At 60.3% G+C, this 25,667-nt stretch carries 21 protein-coding genes; 10 read left to right on the top strand and 11 right to left on the bottom strand.

The window, feature by feature from the left end; genetic code table 11:
- Positions 1-34: 34 nt before the first annotated feature.
- A complete protein-coding gene (locus tag ACU680_RS19750) occupies positions 35-193 on the bottom strand; it encodes a hypothetical protein (protein WP_329699363.1) in 159 nt (52 codons plus the stop codon).
- Between the two features lie 35 nt (positions 194-228).
- Positions 229-651 (bottom strand): hypothetical protein, encoded by a 423-nt coding sequence (locus ACU680_RS19745; protein ID WP_371921067.1) that lies wholly within the window; start codon positions 649-651, stop codon positions 229-231.
- A gap of 554 nt (positions 652-1,205) precedes the next feature.
- Between ACU680_RS19745 and ACU680_RS19740 the strand changes: the two genes are divergently transcribed.
- Positions 1,206-2,069 (top strand): DMT family transporter, encoded by an 864-nt coding sequence (locus ACU680_RS19740; protein WP_448180314.1) that lies wholly within the window; start codon positions 1,206-1,208, stop codon positions 2,067-2,069.
- 120 nt (positions 2,070-2,189) lie between these two features.
- Here ACU680_RS19740 and ACU680_RS19735 read toward each other — a convergent pair whose 3' ends face one another.
- The gene (locus ACU680_RS19735; protein ID WP_448180313.1) at positions 2,190-3,098 is read right to left on the bottom strand and encodes a DMT family transporter; all 909 of its coding nucleotides are present in this window, start codon (positions 3,096-3,098) and stop codon (positions 2,190-2,192) included.
- 85 nt (positions 3,099-3,183) lie between these two features.
- On the bottom strand, positions 3,184-4,809 hold the full coding sequence (locus ACU680_RS19730; RefSeq protein ID WP_448180312.1) for a methyl-accepting chemotaxis protein: 1,626 nt from the start codon (positions 4,807-4,809) through the stop codon (positions 3,184-3,186).
- A 411-nt stretch (positions 4,810-5,220) separates the two neighbouring features.
- Between ACU680_RS19730 and aceK the strand changes: the two genes are divergently transcribed.
- The 5 genes from aceK to ACU680_RS19705 all read left to right on the top strand — a co-directional run bounded on the left by aceK (position 5,221) and on the right by ACU680_RS19705 (position 13,559).
- Positions 5,221-6,942, top strand: a complete 1,722-nt coding sequence (aceK, locus tag ACU680_RS19725) for a bifunctional isocitrate dehydrogenase kinase/phosphatase (RefSeq protein WP_367083700.1) — start codon at positions 5,221-5,223, stop codon at positions 6,940-6,942.
- Between the two features lie 213 nt (positions 6,943-7,155).
- On the top strand, positions 7,156-11,067 hold the full coding sequence (hrpA, locus tag ACU680_RS19720) for an ATP-dependent RNA helicase HrpA (RefSeq protein WP_448180311.1): 3,912 nt from the start codon (positions 7,156-7,158) through the stop codon (positions 11,065-11,067).
- 331 nt (positions 11,068-11,398) lie between these two features.
- The gene (locus ACU680_RS19715; protein ID WP_448180310.1) at positions 11,399-12,520 is read left to right on the top strand and encodes a beta-ketoacyl-ACP synthase III; all 1,122 of its coding nucleotides are present in this window, start codon (positions 11,399-11,401) and stop codon (positions 12,518-12,520) included.
- 191 nt (positions 12,521-12,711) lie between these two features.
- Positions 12,712-13,326 carry an RNA polymerase sigma factor gene (locus ACU680_RS19710; RefSeq protein WP_400759303.1) on the top strand — a complete coding sequence of 205 codons (615 nt, stop codon included), beginning with the start codon at positions 12,712-12,714 and terminating at the stop codon, positions 13,324-13,326.
- Positions 13,320-13,559: an anti-sigma factor family protein gene (locus tag ACU680_RS19705; RefSeq protein ID WP_448180309.1), complete on the top strand. Its 240-nt coding sequence runs from the start codon at positions 13,320-13,322 to the stop codon at positions 13,557-13,559. Before ACU680_RS19710 ends, ACU680_RS19705 begins: the two co-directional genes overlap by 7 nt.
- Before the next feature lie 170 nt (positions 13,560-13,729).
- On the opposite strand, the gene ACU680_RS19700 is transcribed toward ACU680_RS19705, so the two are convergent.
- Positions 13,730-15,052: a putative porin gene (locus ACU680_RS19700; protein ID WP_007966005.1), complete on the bottom strand. Its 1,323-nt coding sequence runs from the start codon at positions 15,050-15,052 to the stop codon at positions 13,730-13,732.
- A 278-nt stretch (positions 15,053-15,330) separates the two neighbouring features.
- On the opposite strand from ACU680_RS19700, the gene ACU680_RS19695 reads away from it, so the two are divergent.
- Positions 15,331-16,455 (top strand): GNAT family N-acetyltransferase, encoded by a 1,125-nt coding sequence (locus ACU680_RS19695; protein WP_448180308.1) that lies wholly within the window; start codon positions 15,331-15,333, stop codon positions 16,453-16,455.
- A gap of 126 nt (positions 16,456-16,581) precedes the next feature.
- Here the strand turns inward: ACU680_RS19695 and aqpZ are convergent, their stop codons facing one another.
- The 5 genes from aqpZ to ACU680_RS19670 form a co-directional block, all read right to left on the bottom strand.
- Positions 16,582-17,277, bottom strand: coding sequence for an aquaporin Z (gene aqpZ / locus ACU680_RS19690; protein WP_448180307.1), 696 nt, complete (start codon positions 17,275-17,277; stop codon positions 16,582-16,584).
- A gap of 351 nt (positions 17,278-17,628) precedes the next feature.
- Positions 17,629-19,461 (bottom strand): ABC transporter ATP-binding protein, encoded by a 1,833-nt coding sequence (locus ACU680_RS19685; protein ID WP_007966002.1) that lies wholly within the window; start codon positions 19,459-19,461, stop codon positions 17,629-17,631.
- A gap of 88 nt (positions 19,462-19,549) precedes the next feature.
- The gene (locus ACU680_RS19680; RefSeq protein ID WP_448180306.1) at positions 19,550-20,113 is read right to left on the bottom strand and encodes a peptidylprolyl isomerase; all 564 of its coding nucleotides are present in this window, start codon (positions 20,111-20,113) and stop codon (positions 19,550-19,552) included.
- 3 nt (positions 20,114-20,116) lie between these two features.
- Complete coding sequence (locus tag ACU680_RS19675) at positions 20,117-20,920, bottom strand: alpha/beta fold hydrolase (RefSeq protein WP_448180305.1); 804 nt, start codon at positions 20,918-20,920, stop codon at positions 20,117-20,119.
- A gap of 14 nt (positions 20,921-20,934) precedes the next feature.
- Positions 20,935-21,858, bottom strand: a complete 924-nt coding sequence (locus ACU680_RS19670; RefSeq protein ID WP_007965998.1) for a PA3225 family LysR-type transcriptional regulator — start codon at positions 21,856-21,858, stop codon at positions 20,935-20,937.
- A 49-nt stretch (positions 21,859-21,907) separates the two neighbouring features.
- Here ACU680_RS19670 and ACU680_RS19665 point away from each other — a divergent pair, with 49 nt between their 5' ends.
- The 3 genes from ACU680_RS19665 (at position 21,908) to ACU680_RS19655 (ending at position 24,236) form a co-directional block, all read left to right on the top strand.
- Positions 21,908-22,222, top strand: a complete 315-nt coding sequence (locus tag ACU680_RS19665) for a 3-phosphoglycerate kinase (RefSeq protein WP_367083715.1) — start codon at positions 21,908-21,910, stop codon at positions 22,220-22,222.
- 232 nt (positions 22,223-22,454) lie between these two features.
- Positions 22,455-23,054: an FMN-dependent NADH-azoreductase gene (locus ACU680_RS19660; RefSeq protein WP_448180304.1), complete on the top strand. Its 600-nt coding sequence runs from the start codon at positions 22,455-22,457 to the stop codon at positions 23,052-23,054.
- 324 nt (positions 23,055-23,378) lie between these two features.
- The gene (locus tag ACU680_RS19655; RefSeq protein WP_448180303.1) at positions 23,379-24,236 is read left to right on the top strand and encodes a carboxylate/amino acid/amine transporter; all 858 of its coding nucleotides are present in this window, start codon (positions 23,379-23,381) and stop codon (positions 24,234-24,236) included.
- A 109-nt stretch (positions 24,237-24,345) separates the two neighbouring features.
- Here the strand turns inward: ACU680_RS19655 and ACU680_RS19650 are convergent, their stop codons facing one another.
- The gene (locus tag ACU680_RS19650; RefSeq protein ID WP_448180302.1) at positions 24,346-25,644 is read right to left on the bottom strand and encodes a mechanosensitive ion channel family protein; all 1,299 of its coding nucleotides are present in this window, start codon (positions 25,642-25,644) and stop codon (positions 24,346-24,348) included.
- Positions 25,645-25,667: the final 23 nt, after the last annotated feature.

Genomic DNA, 25,667 nt, shown 5'->3' with positions numbered 1-25,667 from the left:
CGCTCCTTGTGAGCGGTTTTTTATTGTCTGTGAGTCAGCGGCGTCCAGCGAGAACGTTGGGTTCGTCTTCTATGCCTGTAATCAGTAGTTGCAGAAAACGCTGCTGATTGGCAGATAGCTTGGAGGAGACAATCGTTCCTTCCGTTTTGGTTGATCTTTTCCTGGTGGGGGATTTCTTGACTGATTTGCGCATGTTCCCTCCCTCATTGATCATTACTTGAGCTGTTTTCACCATACGTTACTCTCCACTGCGAGGACAAGACGACCTTCCAAATCAAATTTGAAGCCGAGCTTTGTGTAAACAGGAATTGCTCCCTGCATCGGCTCCTGGACTTCTATGAAGTTGCTACCGATTATTTGGGCGAATTCATCGATGACCATCATCGCCAAGGTCCCGATACGATTTTTCAGCGGGTGAGAATCCCCGGGTCGCCCTTCCAATCGGACGATTCGAATACGTTGGCGGCTTTTGTTCGGATTGACGAAACACAGTCCGCAAAGCTGTTCTTCAAACCAGATCGCGATATCCAGAGACAGGGGTTCTCGTGACTTCCATGCGGCAACTTCTCGCCAGCAAAAAAGTGGATTCTCCCAAAGCTCGAACGCGCTCAGTGCTATGGCATCAATGGGTTCGAAGCGTACTTTCGACAAGTCTTGCCCTGCTGGAAGCTGTAATAGAGCTTTAGCGATGCTTGCCTGTTTCCTAGCCTGCGACTTGTACAACTGATACCGCAAATATGTCCGTTCCCTTGGCATGTGATCCCGAGCATTCCCTGTCCCCCATCAATGGGCCTATCCGTTGCTCATCAGCCTATGCGCCCGCCATCGAGCTGTCCCTGCTGGCCCTTTGTCCAAATCGTTGCAATCCATGTCCCGCGCTGGTTATAGTCGGCGCTCGTGAATCAGCTGATTCACGTTTCAATCCCGTCAAAAAAGATCAGTCCCGATGCCTGCATTCCTCATCAACGCGGTAGTCGATTCAGCGGTCAACGCTGGCGTCGTGCCGTGCGGGAATCAGCAGCCCGGGCAGATCAGTCATTACCCTCCACCTGTCAGTAGCACGCCGGTGTGCGCAGTCGTATCACCGCCGGGCGTTGGCGTTTCGGGCTGATCGGCATTCTCTGCTGACCCCTGCGCCCGCCAGAACAACTACTGAATTTCAGCTACGGCTGAGTTGGCTATTTGCCTGACTACAGGTGGTATTCATGTTTGTCCTTTCGAAAAAGTCCGCGCTTGCGGCGACGTCCACGAGCCTGTTCGTTCTGCTGTGGAGCAGCGGGGCGATCTTCTCCAAATGGGGCCTGGCCCATGCCTCGCCCTTCGCCTTTCTGCTGATGCGCTTTGTGATCGCCCTGTGCGGGCTGTTGCTGTTAACGCCGCTGCTCAAGTTGAAGCTGCCCAAGGGCGGCAGGCCGATGCTGTTTGCGATTGCAACGGGCGTGGTGTTGTTGGGGGCGTATCAGATTTTCTATCTGCTGGCCCTCAACACCAGAGTCACGCCGGGGGTGATGGCGACCATCATGGGCGTACAGCCGATCCTCACCGTGGTGCTGATGGAGCGCCAGCGCTCGGCGAGCCGGATGTTCGGCCTGGCGCTGGGGCTGGCCGGGCTGATCATGGTGGTTTACCAGGGGATCGGTCTGGCCGGGATGTCCTGGGCGGGCATGCTGTTCGGCCTGCTGGCGCTGGCGAGCATGACTCTGGGGTCGATCATGCAGAAACGCATCACCGACAATCCCCTCGGCACGCTGCCGGTGCAGTACCTGGCCGGGCTGCTGTTGTGCGCGATGTTCGTGCCGTTTCAGCCGTTCCACTTTGAACACAGCGCAGGTTTCATCGTGCCGGTGTTGTGGATGGGGCTGGTGGTGTCGGTACTGGCGACGTTATTGCTGTACCGCCTGATCGCCCGGGGCAATCTGGTGAATGTCACCAGTCTGTTCTATCTGGTGCCGGCGGTGACGGCAGTGATGGATTACCTGATTTTCGGCAATCGTCTGGCGGCGTTGAGTGTGTTGGGGATGCTATTGATCATTGTTGGGCTGGCGTTTGTGTTCCGGAAAACCAGCTGATCCGTAAACCGATGGCGGCTGTTCGGCCGCCATCGCGAGCAGGCTCACTCCTACATTGAGAATGCCTTCAACTGTAGGAGTGAGCCTGCTCGCGATAGCTATCTCAATAACGCAACAAGTCTAACCGGCGGTCGCGGCAGCAGGCTTCACCACCGCCGGCTTCAACACCAGCCACAGCGCCAGCGCAATCAACACCCCGCCATACAGGTGCGCCATCGACAACGGCTCATCCAGCAGCAACGCGCCCCACAACACGCCGAACGCCGGAATCATGAAGGTCACGGTCATCGATTTGACCGGGCCGATGGAGCTGAGCAGGCGGAAATAGATGATGTAGGCGAACGCCGTGCAGCCCAGGCCCAGGCCCAGCAGTGACAGCCAGACATTCCAGCCGCCCCAGCTTGCCGGTGGCGCGGTGATCACGTTGTAGCCGAACAGGGGCAACAGAAACAGCGAGGCGCCGAGCATGCTGCCCACCGCCGAAAGGCGACTGTCGAGCCCGCCGCTATGGTCCAGCCAGCGCCGCGTGAGGAATCCGGCGAAACCGTAGCAAGTGGTGGCGAGCAGGCAGGCGAGGGCGCCCATCAGCAACTGCAGATCGAACGCGACCGGACCTGCGCGCGTCAGCACGCCGACACCGAACAGGCCGAGAAACACACCCGTCAGTTTCGCGGCAGTGAGTTTTTCGCTGAAAAACAGGCCGCCAATCAATACGCCCATCAACGGTGTGGTGGCGTTGAAGATCGCCGAGTAACCGGCCGGCAACACTTGCGCTGCCACCGAATACAGCGTCGCCGGTATCCCCGAGTTGATCACCCCGAGCAACATCACGGTCTTCAGCTTGCCCTTGAAATCCCAGTTGATGCGCATCAGGCCAAGAATCACCAGCAGACCGACGGCAGCAATCGATACGCGAAAGAACGCTGTCGGAATGGTGCCGATCACCGGCGCAATGATGCGCATGAACAGGAAACTCGCGCCCCAGATGGCTGCCAGCGACAACATGCGGAAAATATCGACAGCGCTCACGATGGCACTCCTTCCTTGATCGGGACGAGAGTGTTGCCGAGCGCCCCGTCGATGGCAACCGTCAATCGGGCATTTAATTTTTCATTCAGAGCACGAAGCGCGTGACCAGGCCGTTGAGGTCGATCGCCAGGCGCGACAGTTCCTGACTGGCAGCGGACGTTTGCGTGGCGCCGGCGGCAGTCTGGGTCGAGAGGTCACGAATGGTCACCAGATTCTGGTCAACCTCACGCGCCACCAGTGCCTGTTGTTCGGCAGCACTGGCGATCACCAGGTTGCGCTGGTTGATCTGCGCAATCGACGCGGTGATTTTCTCCAGCGCCTGACCGGCACTGTTGGCCCGACGCAACGTGTGGCTGGCCTGCTCGGCACTGCTTTGCAGCGCACCGACGGTGGCACCGGTGCCTTGCTGGATGCTGCTGATCATCAGCTCGATTTCTTCGGTGGAGTTCTGCGTACGTAGCGCCAGCGAGCGCACTTCATCGGCGACCACTGCAAAGCCGCGTCCGGCCTCACCGGCGCGCGCGGCTTCGATGGCAGCGTTGAGCGCCAGCAGGTTGGTTTGCCCGGCGATGCCGCGAATCACCTCGAGCACCTTGCTGATGTCCTGAGCCTGAGTGGCGAGGCCTTCGGCCTGTTCCGACGCACCGAGCACCGCGCTGACCAGTTCCTGAATCGAGCTGATGGTCTCGCTGACCTGCACATGCCCGTGTTTGCTGTCCTCGTTCGAGGCTTCGGAGGCCTCGGCGCTGGACACCGCGTTGGCCGCAACTTCATCCACCGCCGTGCTCATCTCGGTGACGGCGGTGGCGGCCTGTTCGATCTGATCGTTCTGTTGTTGCAGGCCACGGGTGCTTTGCTCCATCACCGAGCTCATTTCTTCGGCGGCGGAGGCCAGTTGCTGCGCCGATTCGCTGATGCCGCGGATGGTCGAGCGCAGGTTGTTCTGCATCTCGGCGAGGGCGCTGAGCAACTGCGCCGCCTCATCGCGACCGTGATCGGCAATCTGGCCGCTGAGGTCGCCGGCGGCAATTTTTTGCGCGACGGACAGGGCCTGATTGATCGGTGCGGTGATGCTGCGGGTCAGCAGCCAGGCCAGCAACAGGGTGGCGATCAGGGCGACCACGATGATCGTCGCGACAATCCACAGCGCCTGCTGATAAACCCCGGCAGCAGCTTCGGCGGCGCTGTCGGCGCCTTGCTGGTTGAAGCTGATCATCTGCTCCAGCGTCTTGTCGAGGATCCGGCCCTGTGGCGCCAGTTCATTGTTCAGACGGGCATAGGCCTGTTCACTTTGCCCGGCGTCGATCTGAGCGATGATCTGGTCCAGGATGCTCATGTACTTGGCGACGTCGCCATTCAAACCGTCGAGCATCGCCCGTTCCGCATCGCTGGCCAGCAGTGTGGTGTGGTCCTTCAGGCGCTTGGACAATTCTTCGCGCTGCACCTTGATGAGGCCTTTGCTTGTGTCGCGTACCGCCGGCTGGGTGCTGGTGATCAGGCGCAGGGATTCGAGGCGGATGTTGGCGATGTTCGCCGCCGCATCGTGAATGCTCTCGATGCTGGGCATCCACGATTCCTCGATCACCGTTGCGCTCTCGCGCAGGTTTTTCATCTGGCCCAGGCCGAACAGGCCGACCACCACCAGCAGGCCGGCCAATACGGCAAAACTCAAACTGGCGCGCAAACCGATGCGCAGATTGCGGATAGACATCAATATGCTCCTTGATCTATGAGGAAGAGGTCGTCCTCTTGGACCGAGGATCTTGTTGTGAGGCGGGTGCTGGCGGGCTGTATATCAAAGTGCCACTATTTTGGTAAGACCAATCTGTGGGCAGTTCTTCAATTGGATCGACAGGGTGGATCACAGCGGTAAGACCGCGAGCCAGAGCGGCGGGGTGGTGATTGGATCCGAACCCCAGAGAATTCGCGGGCTGGCGCGGGGCGGCAGGCGAGACTGAGTGGGCGGTTATTTGACCGAACGGTCGACTCAAAAAACTTTGCTAAAAACTGTGTCGCTGTACAACCCTGCCGCGCTTTTGGCAGAAATTGCACTTCTCCTGTACGGGCATCCGTGGCTAAGCTCAGGCACAGATTTTTCCACTTGCACGCCGAGGTCTCCTCTATGCCGCAGCAATGGCCAGCCACCGACATCGCCCGCATGATCCTCGACGGCTTTGATGATTACCGCGAGCATTTCCGGCGCATTACCGACGGTGCGCGTGAGCGCTTCGAGCAGGCGCGCTGGCAGGAGACGCAGACCGCGTCGGCGGCGCGGATCAACCTCTACGAGGAAAAGGTCGGCGAAACCATTGCCCGCCTGCGCGAGTACTTCGACGATGAGACGCTGATGAATGTCAGTTGCTGGCCGTTGGTCAAAAGCGCCTACATCAGCGTGATCGACCTGCGCTTCGACGATGAGCTGTCCGAGACCTGGTACAACTCGATCTTCTGCGGGCTGTTCAGCCATGACCTGATCAGCGATGGCTGCATGTTCATCCACACCACCCGGCCAAGCCTGCGCCGCGCCCGGGCTGCGCAAACCCGCACCTACAAGCCGCAAGGGCAGTTGTCATCGATGCTCGCGAGCATCTTTGCCGACTATCGCTTCAGCGAGGACTACGCCGATTTGCCGGGCGACCTGCAGCGCCTCGAGTCGCAACTGCGCGAGAACCTGCCGGACTGGGTGTGCAAAGACCCGGAGCTGAGCGTCGAGTTGTTTTCCTCGGTGCTGTACCGCAACAAGGGTGCGTATCTGGTCGGGCGCATCTACACCCGTGACGAGCAGTGGCCGCTGGTGATTCCATTGCTGCACCGCGAAGGCCGCGGAATTCAGATCGACGCGCTGATCACCGACGAAGCCGACGTGTCGATCATTTTCTCTTTCACCCGTTCGTATTTCATGGTCGATGTGCCGGTGCCGGCAGAGTTCATCGGCTTCCTGCGGCGCATCCTGCCGGGCAAACACATCGCCGAGCTGTACACCTCGATCGGTTTCTACAAGCACGGCAAATCCGAGTTCTACCGGGCGCTGATCAATCATCTGGCCAACACCGACGACCAGTTCATCATGGCCCCGGGCGTGCGCGGCATGGTCATGAGCGTGTTTACCCTGCCGGGCTTCAATACCGTGTTCAAGATCATCAAGGACCGTTTCTCGCCGTCGAAAAACGTCGACCGCGCAACGGTGATCGAAAAGTACCGACTGGTGAAAAGCGTCGACCGGGTCGGACGCATGGCCGATACCCAGGAGTTCGCCGATTTCCGCTTTCCCCTGAGCAAGTTCGATCCGGCGTGCCTGGAGGAACTGCTGGAAGTCGCGCCATCGACGGTCTCGGTCGAAGGCGACACGGTGCTGATCCGCCACTGCTGGACCGAGCGCCGCATGACCCCGCTCAACCTCTATCTGGACAACGCCAACGAAGCTCAGGTGCGCGAAGCGCTGGAAGATTACGGGCTGGCGATCAAGCAACTGGCGGCGGCCAACATCTTTCCCGGTGACATGTTGCTGAAGAACTTCGGCGTCACCCGTCATGGTCGGGTGGTGTTCTACGACTACGACGAGATCTGCTTCCTGACCGAAGCCAACTTCCGCCACATCCCCGCGCCGCGTACGCCCGAGGACGAAATGGCCTCCGAGCCGTGGTACTCGATCGGGCCGCTGGATGTGTTCCCCGAAGAGTTTCCGCCGTTCCTGTTCGCCGATGCCGGGCAGCGCAAACTGTTCGATCAACTGCATGGCGAGCTGTACAACGCTGATTACTGGAAGGGTTTGCAGGAGGCGATTCGCGCCGGCAAGGTCATCGACGTCTTCCCTTACCGCCGCAAAGGCCTCGACAACGAATAATCCCGGAGCATGACGAATTTGTGGCGAGGGAGCTTGCTCCCGCTGGGCTGCGAAGCGGCCCCGAAACCATCCGCCGCGTCCTGTCAGTGACCTCCCGACAACCGGATTACGATTGCTGCGCAACCGAGCGGGAGCAAGCTCCCTCGCCACAGTAGGAGGCAAATCTGCGACAATCGCCCCCCTGCATAAACAGACGACCGAATTGCGTACCCGATGACCGACGAATCGCCCTCCATCGACAAACTGCTGAAAAACCTCGATCACGCCATGCTCGCCGACCGTCACCGGCTGCGGCGGCAGTTGCTCGAGCTGCGCAAGAAACCCGACGAGGCCAAACTGGCCCAGTGGGTGGCGCGCATGCAGGCGTCCTGTGATCAGGTGCTGGCGCGCAAGGCCAGCCTGCCGGTGATTCGTTACGACGACAGCCTGCCGATTGCCGCCAAGCGCGACGAAATCAAGGCCGCGCTGGAGAAGCATCAGGTGCTGATCATCGCTGGCGAAACCGGCTCGGGTAAAACCACCCAGTTGCCGAAAATCTGCCTGGAAATCGGTCGCGGCCAGCATGGTTTGATCGGTCACACCCAGCCACGCCGAATCGCTGCGCGCAGTGTCGCCAGCCGGGTCGCCGAAGAACTCGGTACGCCGCTCGGTTCGCTGGTTGGCTATCAGGTGCGCTTCGAAGATCAGAGCGATGCCAACACCCTGATCAAGCTGATGACCGACGGCATCCTGCTGGCGGAAACCCAGAACGACCGCTACCTCGAACGCTACGACACGATCATCGTCGACGAAGCCCACGAACGCAGCCTGAACATCGACTTCTTGCTCGGTTACCTGAAAACCCTGCTGCCGCGTCGCCCGGATCTGAAGGTCATCATCACTTCGGCGACCATCGATCTGGAGCGCTTCTCCAAGCATTTCGATGATGCGCCGATCGTCGAGGTCTCCGGGCGGACTTTCCCGGTTGACACCTGGTATCGCCCGCTGACCCTGGAGCAAGACGAAGAGGGCAACCGTGTCGAAGACGACCTGACCGTGGATCAGGCGATACTCGCCACCCTCGATGAAATTGCCGCCTACGAGCGCAGCGAACGCCGCAGTCCCGGCGATGTGCTGGTGTTCCTGCCCGGCGAGCGCGAGATTCGCGATGCTGCCGACATGCTGCGCAAGGCCCAGCTCAAGCACACTGAAATCCTGCCGCTGTACGCGCGCCTGTCGCCGGCCGAACAGCAGCGGATTTTCCAGTCGCACCCGGGGCGCCGCGTGGTGCTGGCGACCAACGTTGCCGAGACCTCGCTGACCGTGCCGGGCATCCGTTACGTGATCGACAGCGGCACCGCGCGCATCAGCCGCTACAGCTACCGCGCCAAGGTTCAGCGCCTGCCGATCGAAGCGATTTCCCAGGCCAGCGCCAATCAGCGTAAAGGTCGCTGCGGCCGGGTCGAGCCGGGGATCTGTGTGCGCCTCTACAGCGAAGAGGATTTCCTCGGTCGCCCGGAATTCACCGATCCGGAAATTCTGCGCACCAACCTTGCCGCCGTGATCTTGCAGATGCTGCACCTGCGCCTCGGCGAAATCACTGCGTTCCCGTTCATCGAACCGCCGGACGGCAAGGCGATCAGCGACGGTTTCAATCTGCTGCAAGAACTCTCGGCGGTGGACCGCAATAGTCAGCTGACCCCGCTCGGGCGCCAGTTGGCGCGCTTGCCGGTCGACCCGCGCATGGGGCGCATGCTGCTCGAAGCGGCAAAACTCGGCAGCCTGCAGGAAGTACTGATCGTCGCCAGCGCCATGTCGATTCAGGACCCGCGCGAGCGTCCGCCGGAGCGTCAGCAAGCAGCCGATCAGGCCCACGCACAATGGAAAGACAGCGATTCGGACTTCGCCGGGCTGGTCAATCTGTGGCGTGGTTTTGAAGAGCAGCGCCAGGCACTGACTGCCAGTCCGCTGCGTAACTGGTGCCGGAAGAATTTCCTGAATTACCTGCGTCTGCGCGAGTGGCGTGACTCTCATCGCCAGTTGAGCCTGATCTGCCGCGACATGCAGTTGAGCCTCAATAAAGAGCCGGCGGATTATCCGAAACTGCACAAAGCGGTATTGGTCGGCCTGCTCAGCCAGATCGGCCAGAAAACCGAAGACGGCGATTACCTCGGCGCCCGTCAGCGGCGCTTCTGGATTCATCCGTCGTCGGGCATCGGCAAGAAACGTCCGCAGTGGCTGATGACCGCCGAACTGGTGGAAACCACCAAGCTCTATGCGCGCATGGTCGCCAAGATCGATGCCGACTGGATCGAGCCGCTGGCCGGGCACCTGATCAAGAAAAACCATTTCGAACCGCACTGGGAGAAGAAGCGCGGCCAGGTCGTGGCCTACGAGCAGATCACGCTGTTCGGGTTGATCGTGGTCGGTCGCCGTCCGGTGCATTACGGCCCGGTGGATCCGGTGGTTTCGCGTGAGCTGTTTATCCGTGAAGGGCTGGTGCGTGGCGAGATTCAGTCGAAAGCCAAGTGCCTGACCGCCAACAAGCAGTTGCTCGAGCAGCTCGACGAACTGGAAGCCAAGGCCCGGCGCCGCGACATTCTCGCCGACGAAGAAACCCTGTACGCGTTCTACGATGCGCGCTTGCCGGCGGAGATTCATCAGACCGCGACGTTCGACAGCTGGTATCGGGTCAACAGTCAGAAAGACTCGCAACTGCTGATCATGCGCGAAGAAGACGTGCTGGCCCGCGAGGCCAGTGAAGTCACCGCCCGGGATTACCCGGACACGCTGCACATTGGTGATCTGGAACTGGCGCTCAGTTATCACTTCGAACCCTATCACCCGCGCGACGGCGTGACCCTGCGCGTGCCCGCGCCGCTGCTGCCGATGCTGCCGCCGGAACGCCTGGAATGGCTGGTGCCGGGGCTGATCGAGGCCAAGTGCATTGCCCTGGTGCGCAATCTGCCGAAAGCCCTGCGCAAGAACTTCGTGCCGGTGCCGGACTTCATCAAGGCGGCGTTGCAGCGCATGATTTTCGCCGAGGGCTCGTTGCCGCAAGCACTCGGTCGCGAGTTGCTGCGCATGACCGGTGCGCGCGTCAGCGATGAAGCATGGGCGGAAGCGGCGCAGCAGGTCGAAAGCCATCTGCGGATGAATCTGGAAATTGTCGACGGCCAGGGCAAGTTCCTCGGCGAGGGCCGCGATCTGGCCGAGCTGACCGCGCGTTTTGCCGAAGCCAGTCAAGCGGCATTGGCCGTGCCGCAGAGTGCGAAAAGTCAGCAGCCGGTGGAGGCCAAGGTCTTCGCCCCGGTGGCGGAAAAGACCCAGCAGAAGATCGCCGGGCTATCGATGACGGTCTATCCGGCGCTGGTGGAAGAGGGCGGCACGGTCAAGGAAGGGCGGTTCTCGACCCCGGCCGAAGCCGAGTTCCAGCATCGCCGCGCCTTGCAGCGGCTGCTGCTGCAGCAACTGGCTGAGCCGGCGAAATTCCTGCGCAGCAAACTGCCGGGCATCACCGAGTTGGGTCTGTTGTATCGCGAGCTGGGCCGAGTGGATGCGCTGGTCGAAGACATTCTGCTGGCCAGCCTCGACAGCTGCATCCTTGAAGGTGAAGACCCGTTACCCCGTGACGGCGCCGGGCTCGCCGCATTAGCTGAACGCAAACGCGGCAGCTGGACCGAACACGCCGAACGCGTGGCGCGGCTGACGCTGGAGATCCTCAAGCTGTGGCACGGCCTGCAAAAACGCTTCAAGGGCAAGATTGATCTGGCGCAGGCTGTGGCGCTTAACGACATCAAGCAGCAGATCAGCAATCTGGTGTATCCGGGGTTCGTCCGGGAAACGCCGATGCAATGGCTCAAGGAACTGCCACGCTATCTGAAGGCGGTCGAGCAGCGTTTCGAGAAACTCGGCGCGCAGGTGCAGAAGGATCGGGTCTGGAGCGGTGAACTGGCCGGCCTCTGGGTGCAATACCAGACCCGTGCCGCCAAGCATGCCCAGGAAGGCAAACGCGATCCGCAGCTTGAGCTGTACCGCTGGTGGCTGGAAGAGTACCGGGTATCGCTGTTCGCCCAGCAATTGGGGACAAAAGTGCCGATCTCGGACAAACGGCTGAGCAAGCAGTGGAGTCAGGTCGAGGCCTGATCCCAACCCCGCATCCCCCTGTAGGAACTGCCGCAGGCTGGGATCTTTTGATTTTGCTTTTAAAAGATAAAGATCAAAAGATCGTCCGATCGCGGCCCGAGCCTGCGGCAGCTCCTACAGGGAGTGCGTTTTGCGGGAGAAGGCGCCAAAAGCCAAGGTTTATGGCAAACTTCGCGACCATAAACGCCGGTTTCGTGACCCAGAGCCTTCGGCCGGGTCACGTGGCGGATAAAGCGATGCCAGGTCAGCGTCCCCCGGACGGGAATAGACCCTTTGTGTGTTGGTACGTCGGTGCCAGCGCTTTCTGCCTGAACAGATTAGAGAAACGACCATGCATAACGTCGTCATCAGCGGCACCGGCCTGTACACCCCGGCCAACAGCATTTCCAACGAAGAGCTGGTGCAGTCTTTCAATACCTACGTCGCGCAGTTCAACGCCGACAACGCCGACGCCATCGCCAGCGGTGAAGTCCAGGCGCTGACCGAATCCAGTGCCGCCTTCATCGAAAAAGCCTCGGGCATCAAGAGCCGCTTTGTCATGGACAAGGACGGCATCCTCGATCCTGCACGCATGGCCCCGCGTCTGCCGGAGCGTTCCAACGACGAATGGTCGGTACTCTGCCAGATGGCCATCGGCGCCGCCGAACAGGCGCTGCAACGCGCCGGCAAGTCAGCCGCCGACATCGACGGCGTGATCGTTGCCTGCTCCAACCTGCAGCGCGCCTACCCGGCGATCGCCATCGAAGTCCAGGAAGCACTGGGCATTCAGGGCTTCGGTTTCGACATGAACGTCGCCTGCTCCTCGGCGACCTTCGGCATTCAGGCCGCGGCCAACAGCGTGCAACTGGGCCAGGCCCGGGCGATCCTGATGGTCAACCCGGAAGTCTGCACCGGTCACCTGAACTTCCGTGACCGCGACAGCCACTTCATCTTCGGTGACGCGGCGACGGCGGTGATCATCGAGCGTGCCGATCTGGCGACTTCCCCGTACCAGTTCGACGTGGTCAGCACCAAACTGCTGACCAAGTTCTCCAACAACATCCGCAACAACTTCGGCTTCCTCAACCGTGCTGCGGAAGAGGGCATCGGTGCCCGTGACAAGCTGTTCGTGCAGGAAGGCCGCAAGGTGTTCAAGGATGTCTGCCCGATGGTTGCCGAGCTGATCGGCGAGCACCTGGAGGAGAACAAACTCAACGTCGGCGACGTCAAGCGCTTCTGGCTGCACCAGGCCAACCTGAGCATGAACCACCTGATCGTGCGCAAGCTGCTGGGCCGCGAAGCCACCGAAGAAGAAGCACCGGTGATCCTCGACACCTACGCCAACACCAGCTCGGCGGGTTCGGTGATTGCCTTCCACAAATATCAGGACGATCTGGCCAGTGGTTCGCTGGCGGTATTGAGCTCGTTCGGCGCCGGTTACTCGATCGGCAGCGTGATCCTGCGCAAACGCTGAGGCACCCGCCCTTGTGGCGAGGGAGCTTGCTCCCGCTGGAGTGCGTAGCGCTCCCAAAACCGGCGATTGCGGTCTTGCTGAAGAACCGCAATCGCCGGTTTTGCGTCTGCTGCGCAGCCGAGCGCGAGCAAGCTCGCTCGCCACAGGGTCGAGTGCGTTAACGTTAATCGGTATTTGCAAACGAGGCGTGCATGGCCGCAATGGACGACACCCAACTGCTCGAACGTCTGCTCGCGGGTGAGCAAAAGGCTTTCAAGGAACTGGTCAGCACCTACCAGAGCGCCATGCGCGCGGTGGCTTACGCGATTGTTGGCCAGCGCCATGTCGAAGAAGTGGTGCAGGACGCCTGGCTCTCTGTGGTGCGCCATATCGCTAGCTTCGAGGGCCGTTCCAGTCTCAAGACCTGGCTGCTGACTATCACCGCCAACTCGGCCAAGAGCCGCTACAAACAAAATCGTCGCGAAGTGTTGATGGATGATCTGCCGTCACCCCACGGCACCATCGATGACGATCGCTTTTCGCCCGGTGACGGTCATTGGCTGGTGGCGCCGTTCGCCTGGCATCAGGACACCCCGGAAGCCTTGCTCACCGAAAGCGAATTGCGTGATTGCCTGGAGCACACCTTGCTCAGCCTGTCGGAACTGCAAAGCAGTGTTCTGCTGCTGCGCGAGCGTCAGGGCCTGGAGCTGGAAGAAATCTGTAATCTTCTGGAGATCTCGCTCTCCAATGTCCGGGTGCTGCTGCATCGGGCGCGGCTGAAAGTCTTCGCCACGGTGGAGCATTTTGAGGAGACCGGCGAATGCTGACCTGCAAGGAACAAGTGGCACGCTCCAGCGATTATCTCGATGGCCAGTTGAGCTTTCGCGAGAAACTGTTGGTGCGCCATCACCTGATGTTCTGCCCCAACTGTCGGCGCTTCATTCGTCAGATGCGTTTGATGCAGGCCACGTTGAAGGCGATGCCGGAGAGGCCCCAAGAGGGTGTTGACGCGTTGGCCGAACGCCTGGCCGAGCAACGCCGAAAAGATAATCTCCTGTAGGAGCTGCCGCAGGCTGCGATCTTTTGATCCTCAGAACAAGATCAAAAGATCGCAGCCTGCGGCAACTCCTACAGGTTTTTTTTTGCATCCTGCAGAAATAGCCCGGCGCGGACGACACGAACGGATGATGGGGATCGTCCCGCCCGCGTCAGGCTAGAGGGTGACGCGTTTTAGAACTTGGCTTCCGCATCCAGTTGCAGGGTATTGGTGTCTGCGTCGCGCTGGGTGCGGCTGGAGAAGTCGGCCTTGGTCAGGAAGTACGTGGCGCCGATGGCGAAGTTCTTGTCGATGTCGTAACCGACCTTGAACTTGTGCCCACGGGAACCGGTGGTGCCGTTGGCGAAGTCGGAGTCGGTAAACGCGCCGACCACGGCATCACGCTGTACGTCACGATAGTTGTAGTCCAGGTTCAGACCGAAGACTTTCGACTTGGCACCGACCAGCCACGCAGTGTCGGCGTCGGTCACGGCGTCGTTGTTCTTCACGTACTGACCGTAGAACGACAGTGGCATTGGCAGACCGCCGATGTCGATCTGGCTGAAACCTTCGTACAGGCGGAACTCGTTGTTCGCCGAGTTGCCGTTGACCGACAGCGCGCACGGTGTGGACGTCCCGGTGCAGCGGCTGTCTTCGTCGTTCTGGTAGGCGTAGACGCTGCCGCCCAGGGTCAGTTTCAGGTTGTCGGTGATCGCAAAACGGCTGCCCAACTGGCCAGCGGTCAGGCGCAGGTCGTGGCGAAATTGCACGCCTTCTCCGTCGACGTTGTCCTTGAGGGTGTAGTTACCCAGGCTGCCGAACAGTTCGGCGCTGCTGCCCAGTGGGTATTTGTAGGTAACGGCCAGACCTTCCGGGTTGATGTCGCTATCCCAGATCACGTCACCCATGCTGACCCACGGTTGCAGCATCTTGCCGCCGATCACGTGCAGGTTCTTGATCGCATCGGGGTGGTAGTCGATGTAGCCCAAGTCGAGCCAGATCTGCTTCTTGTCGAAGTAGTTGTCCATGTCCTGGTTGGTCGAGCGGGCATCGTCGCCGCCGCCGGTGGCGATACGAATACCGGTGTCCACTTGCGGGTTGATCTCGGTGTAGGCACCCAGACGTGCGCGGATACGCTGGCGATCCTTGTCACGGCCACCGTTGTTGGATTCGCCGTCGATCTTGACGGTCTCCTGACGAATACGCACGTCACCCTTGAACTGGGTCTTGGCGGCCCAGGCGAGTTTCTGGTCGAAGGAGCTCAGCTCGTTGGTTTTCTTCGCGGTCGCCGCGATCTGCTCGTTGGTCTCTTGCTGCGCCTGCTGCGCGATTTGCTGGGCCTTCTGATCCTTGGCCAGTTCAGTTTGCAGTTCGATGTACTGCGCCTGGGAAATGGAACCGTTGGCCTTGAGCATGTCGAGCAGTTTGGCGTCGACTGCAGCACTGGCCGGAACGCTCATGGCCAGCAACAGGCCACCGCACAAGGCCGCCGCAGTTTTCGTGGAAGCAAGACGCATAGCAATCTCCGAAGATGAGAGGGATGGCAGAACCATCCGGGGCACACCGACGCGCACGTCGGAAAACAGTGTCCAGGTAGAACCCGGCGCTCTAAAAACAGGAGCGAGTATCGCGATGGTTTATGACAGAGCAGTGGCTAAGTGATGTCATGTCGATGACGATACAAAGTTGCCCTGAACTATTGATCTAGAGCGCTGTCGTCCGATTGCTCGTGTGCAAAGGGCAGCGATAAGCGATACTCGCGGGGCTTTGAAGCCCGGAAGTGGAGAGTCAGTGGATGCCGTTGCAACGCCTGCAAAGCCTGTCAGAAATCGCCCCGGCGACATGGGACGCGTTGGTGCCCGAGAACCAGCCGTTTTTGCGCCATGCGTTCCTCAGTGCACTGGAAGACAGCGGCAGCGTCGGCCCGCATACGGGGTGGCAAGCCGAGCATCTGCTGCACGTCGAAGATGATCAGCTGATCGCGGCGCTGCCCAGTTATCGCAAGTGGCATTCCTACGGTGAGTACGTGTTCGATCACGGTTGGGCCGATGCCTGTGCCCGCGCCGGCATCGATTACTATCCCAAGCTGCTGACGGCGGTGCCGTTCAGCCCGGTCAGCGGCCCACGGCTGTTGGCGGCAAAGGTCGAGGACGGTTTCGAACTGCTCAAGAGCTTGCCGGGTTATCTGGAAATTGAAGAACTTTCCAGCGCGCACATCAACTTCACCGATCCGTTCACCGATGCCGCCATGGCCGAGCAGCCGGGCTGGCTGCAACGTATCGGCTGTCAGTATCACTGGCAGAATCGCGGTTATCGGGACTTCCAGGATTTTCTCGACGCGCTCAGTTCGCGCAAGCGCAAGCAAATGCGTAAAGAGCGCGAGCAAGTGGCGGGGCAGGGCTTCGAATTCGAATGGCTGGTGGGGCGTGAGCTGGATGAATCGCAATGGGATTTTGTCTACGCCTGCTATGCCAACACCTACGCCGTGCGCCGCCAGGCGCCGTACCTGACGCGCGAGTTTTTCAGTCTGCTGGCTGCGCGGATGCCGGAGGCGATTCGGGTGGTGCTGGCCAAACAGGGTTCACGTCCGGTGGCGATGGCCTTCAGTCTGGTCGGAGGCGACAGCTTCTACGGACGTTATTGGGGCTGTCTGGCCGAGTTTGATCGGCTGCATTTCGAGACATGTTTCTATCAGGGCATGGACTATGCGATTGCCCAAGGGTATCAGCGCTTTGATGCCGGTGCTCAGGGCGAGCACAAGCTTATTCGCGGTTTTGAGCCGGTGATCACCCACTCTTGGCACTACCTGCGCCATCCGGGCCTGAAGGCCGCCGTCAAAGACTTCCTGCAACAGGAACGCGCCGGCGTTCTTGCGTACGCCGAGGAAGCCAGAACAGCCTTGCCCTATCGCCAAACCTAGATCCCTGTAGGAGCTGCCGCAGGCTCGGGCCGCGATCGGACGATCTTTTGATGTTGTTTTTAAGATCAAAAGATCGTCCGATCGCGGCCCGAGCCTCCGGCAGCTCCTACAGGGGAGGTGGTGGTTTCAGGTTTCCTCTTTGCCCAGCCAGCGATAAATCGTCCCGCCCACTACCGCTCCCAGCAGCGGCGCGACCCAGAACATCCACAACTGCGCGATCGCCCAGCCGCCGACCATCAGCGCCGGCCCGGTGCTGCGTGCCGGGTTGACCGAGGTGTTGGTGACCGGAATCGAGATCAGGTGAATCAGCGTCAGGCCCAGGCCGATGGCAATCGGTGCGAGGCCCGCCGGGGCGCGTTTGTCGGTGGCGCCGAGGATGATGATCACGAACATCCCGGTCATCACCAGCTCGGTGACAAAGCCTGCCGCCATGGAGTATTTGCCCGGTGAATGCTCACCGTAACCGTTGGAGGCCAGGCCGGCGGCGATGTCGAAGCCTTCCTTGCCGCTGGCGATGTAATAGAGCAGCGCGGCGGCGAGTATCCCGCCGAGCACCTGGGCGATGACGTAGGCCGGTAGCTCCCTGGCCGGAAACCGCCCGCCAACCACCAAACCGACTGACACTGCGGGATTGAGGTGACAACCGCTGATGTGGCCAATGGCAAACGCCATGGTCAGCACCGTCAGACCAAACGCCAGGGCCACCCCCAGCACCCCAATGCCCAGCGGCGAAGACGCCGCAAGCACCGCACTGCCACAACCACCCAGAACCAGCCAGAACGTACCCAACAACTCAGTGACTGAACGTTTGAACAGAGACATGAGAGAGTCCTTGATAGGCGTGCTATCGAGACTGTGTTGCGTTGTGCTTCCTTGCCGATTTACGACAGGTTCCGCGCTGGAACCTTGGCTGAGTACAGCAGGCTTTGGATGGATTTCCAGCAGGCGCAAAAAAACCGCCAGAGCCTGTGTTTGGCGGGCTGGGGCGGTTTTCTGGCGGGCAGGCATTGTGTGGCGAGGGAGCTTGCTCCCGCTGGACAGCGAAGCTGTCCCAACACTATCTGCACCGGTAGTGTCAGACTCGCACAGTTGGCGGGCTTTGCGTCTGCTGCGCAGCCGAGCGGGAGCAAGCTCCCTCGCCACAAAAGTTCACAAAGTCAGACTTTTTTGTGATCAATCGATGCCGACAAACCCCCCGGTCTGATGCGCCCACAACCGCGCATACAATCCGCGATGCGCCAGCAGTTCGGCGTGGGTGCCGCTCTCGGCGATCTTGCCGTTTTCCAATACTACCAGCCGATCCATGCGAGCGATGGTCGAGAGACGGTGAGCAATGGCAATCACGGTTTTGCCCTGCATCAGGGTTTCCAGGCTTTCCTGAATCGCCGCTTCGACCTCGGAGTCGAGTGCCGAGGTCGCTTCGTCCATGATCAGGATCGGCGCGTCCTTGAGTAGCACCCGGGCAATCGCGATGCGCTGACGCTGGCCGCCGGACAGCTTCACCCCGCGCTCGCCGACGTGCGCGTCGAAACCGGTGCGGCCCTCTGCGTCCGACAGCAACGGAATGAACTCGTCGGCGCGGGCCTTGTGCACCGCGTCCCAGAGTTCGGCGTCGGTGGCGTCAGGCTTGCCGTAGAGCAGGTTGTCGCGGATCGAGCGGTGCAGCAGGGAGGTGTCCTGCGTAATCATGCCGATGCGTGCGCGCAGGCTTTCCTGGCCGACTTCGGCGATGTTCTGCCCATCGATCAGGATGCGCCCACCCTCGACGTCATACAGGCGCAGCAGCAGGTTGACCAGGGTCGATTTGCCGGCACCGGACGGCCCGATCAGGCCGATTTTCTCTCCGGGTTTGATGGTCAGGTTGAGGTCGCCGATGATGCCTTTCTTCTTGCCGTAGTGAAAATCCACGTGCTCGAAACGCACTTCGCCGCGGGCCACGGCCAGCGGTTTGGCCTGCTCGTGATCGGTGACGCTGACCGGTTGCGAGATGGTCTGCAGACCGTCCTGGACCATGCCGATGTTTTCGAAAATGCCGGTGACCACCCACATGATCCAGCCGGACATGTTAACGATGCGGATCACCAGACCGGTGGCCAGGGCGATCGCGCCGACGGTGATCAGCGACTGCGTCCACAGCCACAGCGCCAGCGCAGTGGTGCCGACGATCAGCAGGCCGTTCATGGTGGTGATTGCCACGTCCATGCTGGTCACCACGCGGCCGGCCATCTGTGCCTTGACCGTCTGCTCTTCGATGGCTTCCTTGGCGTAGTGCTGTTCGAAATTGGTGTGGGCGAACAGCTTGAGGGTGGCGATGTTGGTGTAGCCGTCGACGATCCGCCCCATGAGTTTCGAGCGCGCGTCGGAGGCCTCCACCGAACGCTCTTTCACCCGTGGCACGAAGTAATACAGCGCGCCGATGTAGGCGGCGATCCACGTCAGCAGCGGAATCATCAGGCGCCAGTCGGCTTCGGCGAACAGCACCAGCGAACTGATCGCGTAGATCACCACGTGCCACAGCGCATCCACCGCCTGCACTGCCGAGTCACGCAGCGAGTTGCCGGTCTGCATGATGCGTTGGGCGATGCGCCCGGCGAAGTCGTTCTGGAAAAAATTCAGGCTCTGCTTGAGCACGTAGCTGTGGTTCTGCCAGCGGATCATGCTGGTCATGCCGGGGCTCAGGGTCTGGTGCACCAGCAGGTCGTGCAGGCCGAAAAAGATCGGCCGCAGTACCAGGGCGACCACCACCATCCACGTCAGTTCGAGGGCATGGTCGCTGAAGAAATTCGGGTTGGGTGTGCCCTGGGCCAGGTCGATGATGCGGCTCAGGTAACTGAACAGCGCGACTTCGATCAACGCGGCAAACAGGCCGACCACCAGCAGGGCGGCGAAACTCGGCCAGACCTGCTTGAGGTAATAGGTGTAGAAGGGCCAGACACGATCCGGCGGGGAGGCTGTGGGAGCGTCACGGAATATGTCGATCAGTTGTTCGAAACGGCGATAGAGCATCAGATAACCGCCCGGATGCCGGGCTCTCCTTTTATCGGTGTGAGCGGCGTGGCGTCAGGCCAGCGCCGCTCGAAACGCCCTGTACAGCTTAGTCGATGACTTTGGCCGACTTGATGATCACAGGGTCGACAGGCACGTTTTGCATGTTGCTTTTAGTGGTGGTTTGCGAGTTGACAATGATGTCGACCACGTCCATGCCCTTGACCACTTTGGCGAATACCGCGTAACCGGCGTCACGGCCCGGGTCGAGGAAAGCGTTGTCCGCCACGTTGATGAAGAACTGGCTGGTGGCCGAATCCGGGTTGGAGGTGCGTGCCATCGACAAGGTACCGCGAACGTTGTGCAGGCCATTGCTGGCTTCGTTTTTGATCGGTGCCTTGGTGTCTTTTTGCTGCATCTGTGGGGTGAAGCCGCCGCCCTGCGCCATGAAGCCCGGGATCACCCGGTGGAAAATGGTGTTGGTGTAAAAACCGCTGTTGACGTAATCCAGAAAGTTTTTGGTACTGATCGGCGCCTTGACCGGATCCAGTTCGATTTCGATCTGGCCGTTGGTGGTGTCCAGCAGCACGTGCGGTGCTTTTACAGGCGTGGCAGCCATCAGGTTGGCAGCAAACAGCACGGTGCCGGCGGCGAGGGCAAGTTTTTTCAGCATGGGTCAGTGTTCCTGAGATTGAGTATCGGCTGTGGCAAGGAACTCCAGCAGCGTTTGGTTGAAGCGTTCGGGTTGATCGAGCGGGGTGGCGTGGCGCGAATCGGCGATGACCACCAGCCGCGCATCGGGCAGCAGTTTTACATAGGTTTCTTTCAGTGCCACCGGTGTGTAGTCACGGTCGGCGCTGACGATGAGGGTTGGACAGGTCACCCGGGAAAGTCGTTCCTGAACGCCCCAGCCAACAATCGCATCGAAGCTGGCGAGATAAGCACGTTTGTCGTTTTTTGCCCAGCGTTCGGCCATTTTCTGCCGCAGATCAGCTTGTTCAGGCTTGGGAAAAAGTTTGCCGCCCAGCGCCTTGCCGATGGTCGCCAGACTCAGCACGCGCATCAGGCTCCAGCGCTTGAACCACTGCCAGTAATCGTCGCGGCTGCGGATCTTCACCTCGGGGGCGCTGTTGACGATGGTCAGGCTTTTCAGCATGTGCGGCTGATCGACGCCGAACTGAAAGCCGATCATCCCGCCCATCGACAGCCCGACGTAATGCAGCGGGCCGAGGTTCAAGTGCTCGATCAGTGCCAGCAGATCGGCGCTGAACCCGGCGATGCTGTAGCGCTCGCGGGGTTTGTCCGAGCGACCGTGGCCGCGTATGTCCGGGACGATCACCCGGTAGTGCGCCGACAGCGCCGGGATCTGCATTTCCCAGTCCAGGGTGCTCGAACCGAGTCCGTGAACCAGTAGCAACGGTGTGCCGTGGCCATATTCCTCGTAGTGCAGGTTGCAACCTTCGTGCTCGAAATAGGCCATCGGTGAACTCCGTGTCAGGCTTGCTCAGGGGCGGCGAACGGTGCGTCCAGCGGCAAGGTGTCGAAGGTACGCAACAGTTCGATGAGGATTTGCGTTGCCGGGCCCAGCGGTTTGTCCTTGTTCGAATACAGATAGAAGCTCGGGTTGCGGCTGCCGCCCTGATCCAACGGTAGCAGCTTGAGCGTGCCTTCCTTCAATTCCCGTTCGATCATGTGTCGTGGCAGCCAGGCAAAGCCCAGGCCGCTGCTGACGAACGTGGCAGCCGTGGCGAGGCTGCCGACGGTCCAGCGCTGTTCGGCGCCGAGCCAGCCGACGTCGCGTGGTTGCTGGCGGCCGGAGTCGCGAATCACCACCTGCATCTGGGTTTCCAGGTCCTGGAAGTTCAGTTCGCGATTGAGGCGATGCAGCGCGTGATCCGGGTGGGCGACCGCGACAAATTCGACGTCGCTCAATTCCGCGCCGAGGTAACCGGGAATGCTCAGACCGGTGATCGCCAGATCGGCCACGCCCTCGAGCAATACCTCTTCGACCCCCGACAACACCTCCTCGCGCAGACGCACGCGGCAGCCGCGACTCTGCGGCATGAACGCGGTCAGCGCCCGCACGATGCGTGCGCTGGGGTAAGCCGCATCGACCACCAGCCGCACCTCGGCCTCCCAACCTTGCTCCATGTGATGGGCGAGGTCTTCCAGTTGGCTGGCCTGTTTCACCAGTTGTCGCGAGCGGCGCAGCAGTACGCCGCCGGCCTCGGTGAGCACCGCTTTGCGCCCGTCGATGCGCAGCAATGGCACGCCGAGCTGGTCCTGCATGCGGGCGACGGTGTAACTCACCGACGATTGCGAACGGTGCAGAACCTCGGCGGCCTGGGCGAATCCGCCGTGGTCGACCACGGCCTGCAATGTTCGCCATTGATCAAGGGTCACGCGGGGCGCTTTCATCAATAGCTCCTCTTGTCCTAAGCTGGCCGTCCCTCATGGAGACTGGCGAATGAAAAAATTCTGTTGTGTGGTGCTCGCATTGCTGCCGCTGAGTGCGTTTGCTTACCCGATCGATGTGCAGAAGAACCTCAATGGCTTGAAGATCGACTACGAGACCTTCGACACCGACAAAGACATCGGCTCCATAAAAGTCGTCAACTTCGGTGATGTCGATGCAATCTGCAAAGTCGTTTTCAACAATGGCCCGGAAGCACCGCGTACGCGCAACATCGAAGTCCCGGCCCGCAAGCATACGAATGCCACGGCCAAGTTCTCCCGCGAGATCATCAGACTGCGCATCGATTTGAGCTGCAGCCCGAAATAACACCGTCAATCCCTTGTGGGAGCGAGCTTGCTCGCGAATTGGCCGTTTCAGTCGACATCATTGTTGAATGACACACCGCTTTCGCGAGCAAGCTCGCTCCCACAGGGGTGCCAGTGCATCTAAACGAATTATTCGATACTTTGCAGCAATTATTTGCGCTTTTTCATCGATACAACCCTGTTTAACCTTCACTCCATCGACCTACAACATTCTCGGATGGAGACTACACACCATGTCCCGCGTTCTGATCATCGAAAGCAGCGCCCGTCAGCAAGATTCGGTTTCCCGTCAACTGACCCAGACCTTCATCGGTCAGTGGAAAGCGGCGCATCCCAACGATCAGATCACCGTGCGTGACCTCGCCGTGAATCCCGTTCCACACCTGGACGCCAACCTGTTGGGCGGCTGGATGAAGCCTGCCGAGCAGCGCAGCGCCAACGAACAATCGTCACTGGAGCGCTCCAACGAATTGACCGACGAACTGCTCGCTGCCGACGTACTGGTGATGGCTGCGCCGATGTACAACTTCGCGATCCCGAGCACCCTCAAAGCCTGGCTCGACCACGTGCTGCGTGCCGGCGTGACCTTCAAGTACACCGAAACCGGCCCGCAAGGCCTGCTCAGCGGCAAACGTGCCTACGTGCTCACCGCTCGTGGCGGGATCTACGCCGGCGGCCCGGCCGACCATCAGGAACCGTACCTGCGTCAGGTCATGGGCTTCATCGGCATCCATGACGTGACCTTCATTCACGCTGAAGGCATGAACCTGGGCGGCGACTTCCAGGAGAAGGGCCTGAATCAGGCCAACGCCAAACTGTCCCAGGTCGCTTGATATGTTAATCGCCAGATAATCGCCGCTTGTTTAAGTGACCTGGCGCAACCCTTCAAGGCTCTACGCGCATCGAACCTCCCTTTGCACTTGTTGCTCCTGAGTGCTGTAGCCCGATTGAACGCTTTAGCGAGATCGGGCTTTTTTTTGCCTGGGATTTCTCTGACTCACTGCTTCCCTGTAGGAGCTGCCGCAGGCTGCGATCTTTTGACCGTGTTTTTTACAATCAAAAGATCGCAGCCTGCGGCAGCTCCTACAGTGGGATTTTGTGTTGGTTGCGGAATGTAAAACCGGCTATCGTCGCCGCCATTCGAAACAGAGGCGAGCATGGGCTATCTACTTTTTGTCACGCTGATCCAGGCGTTTTCCTTCAGTCTGATCGGCGAATACCTGGCCGGACACGTCGACAGCTACTTCGCGGTGCTGGTGCGCGTGGTGCTGGCGGGGCTGGTGTTCATTCCGCTGACCCGCTGGCGTTCGGTGGAGCCGGCGTTCATGCGCGGCATGCTGCTGATCGGCGCGTTGCAGTTCGGCATCACCTACGTTTGCCTGTACCTGAGCTTCCGGGTGCTGACGGTGCCGGAGGTATTGCTGTTCACCATCCTCACGCCGCTGCACGTGACGCTGATCGAAGATGCGCTGAACCGACGCTTCAATCCATGGGCGCTGGTCGCAGCACTGGTCGCGGTGGGTGGCGCAGCAGTGATTCGCTTCGACCGGATCAACCCGGACTTCTTCATGGGCTTTTTGCTGCTGCAACTGGCCAACTTCACCTACGCCGCAGGCCAGGTGCTGTACAAGCATCTGGTGGCGAAACACCCGAGCGATCTGCCGCATTACCGGCGTTTCGGCTTTTTCTACCTCGGCGCACTGGCGGTGGTATTGCCGGCATTTCTGCTGTTCGGCAAAGCCAACTTCCTGCCCGAAGCACCATTGCAGTGGAGCGTGTTGCTGTTCCTCGGACTGGTCTCGACGGCGCTGGGGATGTACTGGTGGAACAAGGGCGCGTGCATGGTCAACGGCGGCACGCTGGCGGTGATGAACAACCTGCATGTGCCGGTGGGGCTGCTGCTGAACCTGCTGATCTGGAATCAGCACGAAGAGCTGGGGCGATTGTTGCTCGGCGGCAGCGTCATCCTCGCCGCAGTATGGATCAGCCGTTTGGGTATCAGACGCACCGCGTAACCCTTGTAGGAGTGAGCCTGCTCGCGATAGCGGTGTGACAGTCAACTTTGATTTGACGGATACACCGCTATCGCGAGCAGGCTCACTCCTACAGTTTTGATCTGTGGGGTTACATCAGGTGTTTCTGCGGCTCGGGAATGCTGGCCGCCCCCAACACCGCCGGCAGCAACCCGGTCCGCAAATCCCCGCCACTCGGCTGCTGATACAGGCTCAAGCCAAACTCCGGCAGCACCGCCAGCAGATAGTCGAAAATATCCCCCTGAATCCGCTCGTAGTCGGCCCACACCGTGGTGGTCGTGAAGCAGTAGATTTCCAGTGGAATGCCCTGCGCCGTGGTCTGCATCTGGCGAACCATGCAGGTCATGTTCGGCTGAACCTCCGGGTGACTTTTCAAATACGCCAGCGCATAGGCGCGGAAGGTACCGATGTTGGTCATGCGCCGACGGTTGGCTGACATCGCAGCGACGTTACCCTGCGCCTCGTTCCACGCCTTGAGCTCGGCTTTCTTGCGGCCCATGTAGCCGGTCAGCAGGTGCACCTGGGAGAGTTTTTCCTCCTCATCGTCGCGGATGAAGCGCACTCCGCTGGCGTCGATGAACAGGCTGCGCTTGATCCGCCGCCCGCCGGACTGCTGCATGCCGCGCCAGTTGCGGAACGACTCAGACATCAAGCGCCAGGTCGGGATCGAGACGATGGTCTTGTCGAAATTCTGCACCTTGACCGTGTGCAGGGTGATGTCGACCACGTCACCATCGGCGCCGACTTGCGGCATTTCGATCCAGTCGCCGACCCGCAGCATGTCGTTGCTGGTCAGTTGCACACTGGCGACGAACGACAGCAACGTGTCCTTGTAGACCAACAGAATCACCGCTGACATCGCACCCAGACCGGAGAGCAGCAACAGCGGCGAACGGTCGATCAAGGTGGCGACGATGATGATCGCGCCAAACACGTACAGAACCATTTTCGCCAGTTGCACATAGCCTTTGATCGAGCGGGTGCGGGCGTGTTCGGTGCGGGCGTAGATGTCCAGCAGCGCATTGAGCAGGGCGCTGACCGACAACAGCAGGAACAGGATGGTGAAGGACAGCGCCACGTTGCCGAGAAAGGTCATCGCGGTTTTGCTCAGTTCCGGCACCAGGTGCAGGCCGAACTGGATCACCAGCGACGGGGTCATCTGCGCCAGACGTTGAAACACCTTGTTGTGGCGAAAGTCGTTGATCCAGTGCAGCGCCGGCTGGCGCCCGAGCATGCGGCTGGCGTGCAGGATCAGATAGCGCGCCACTCGTCCGAGGACCAGCGCGATCACCAATAGCAGCATCAGCGCCAGGCCGGATTGCAGGAACGGGTGCTGTTCGAGGGCACCCCAGAGGTCTTGGGCGTTGAGCCAGAGCTGTTTGAAATCCATGTGGGCAACGATTCTTCTGTAAG

The sequence above is a fragment of the Pseudomonas sp. LF020 genome (genome assembly GCF_053456425.1).
This window is presented reverse-complemented; position numbering and strand designations above follow the sequence as displayed.

What these genes read in the sequence shown, in the direction of transcription:
- ACU680_RS19750 (WP_329699363.1), bottom strand. Translation starts at nt 193, where the DNA reads ATGCGCAAATCAGTCAAGAAATCCCCCACCAGGAAAAGATCAACCAAA.
- ACU680_RS19740 (WP_448180314.1), top strand. Translation starts at nt 1,206, where the DNA reads ATGTTTGTCCTTTCGAAAAAGTCCGCGCTTGCGGCGACGTCCACGAGC.
- ACU680_RS19730 (WP_448180312.1), bottom strand. Translation starts at nt 4,809, where the DNA reads ATGTCTATCCGCAATCTGCGCATCGGTTTGCGCGCCAGTTTGAGTTTT.
- aceK (WP_367083700.1), top strand. Translation starts at nt 5,221, where the DNA reads ATGCCGCAGCAATGGCCAGCCACCGACATCGCCCGCATGATCCTCGAC.
- hrpA (WP_448180311.1), top strand. Translation starts at nt 7,156, where the DNA reads ATGACCGACGAATCGCCCTCCATCGACAAACTGCTGAAAAACCTCGAT.
- ACU680_RS19715 (WP_448180310.1), top strand. Translation starts at nt 11,399, where the DNA reads ATGCATAACGTCGTCATCAGCGGCACCGGCCTGTACACCCCGGCCAAC.
- ACU680_RS19710 (WP_400759303.1), top strand. Translation starts at nt 12,712, where the DNA reads ATGGCCGCAATGGACGACACCCAACTGCTCGAACGTCTGCTCGCGGGT.
- ACU680_RS19705 (WP_448180309.1), top strand. Translation starts at nt 13,320, where the DNA reads ATGCTGACCTGCAAGGAACAAGTGGCACGCTCCAGCGATTATCTCGAT.
- ACU680_RS19700 (WP_007966005.1), bottom strand. Translation starts at nt 15,052, where the DNA reads ATGCGTCTTGCTTCCACGAAAACTGCGGCGGCCTTGTGCGGTGGCCTG.
- ACU680_RS19695 (WP_448180308.1), top strand. Translation starts at nt 15,331, where the DNA reads ATGCCGTTGCAACGCCTGCAAAGCCTGTCAGAAATCGCCCCGGCGACA.
- aqpZ (WP_448180307.1), bottom strand. Translation starts at nt 17,277, where the DNA reads ATGTCTCTGTTCAAACGTTCAGTCACTGAGTTGTTGGGTACGTTCTGG.
- ACU680_RS19685 (WP_007966002.1), bottom strand. Translation starts at nt 19,461, where the DNA reads ATGCTCTATCGCCGTTTCGAACAACTGATCGACATATTCCGTGACGCT.
- ACU680_RS19680 (WP_448180306.1), bottom strand. Translation starts at nt 20,113, where the DNA reads ATGCTGAAAAAACTTGCCCTCGCCGCCGGCACCGTGCTGTTTGCTGCC.
- ACU680_RS19675 (WP_448180305.1), bottom strand. Translation starts at nt 20,920, where the DNA reads ATGGCCTATTTCGAGCACGAAGGTTGCAACCTGCACTACGAGGAATAT.
- ACU680_RS19670 (WP_007965998.1), bottom strand. Translation starts at nt 21,858, where the DNA reads ATGAAAGCGCCCCGCGTGACCCTTGATCAATGGCGAACATTGCAGGCC.
- ACU680_RS19665 (WP_367083715.1), top strand. Translation starts at nt 21,908, where the DNA reads ATGAAAAAATTCTGTTGTGTGGTGCTCGCATTGCTGCCGCTGAGTGCG.
- ACU680_RS19660 (WP_448180304.1), top strand. Translation starts at nt 22,455, where the DNA reads ATGTCCCGCGTTCTGATCATCGAAAGCAGCGCCCGTCAGCAAGATTCG.
- ACU680_RS19655 (WP_448180303.1), top strand. Translation starts at nt 23,379, where the DNA reads ATGGGCTATCTACTTTTTGTCACGCTGATCCAGGCGTTTTCCTTCAGT.
- ACU680_RS19650 (WP_448180302.1), bottom strand. Translation starts at nt 25,644, where the DNA reads ATGGATTTCAAACAGCTCTGGCTCAACGCCCAAGACCTCTGGGGTGCC.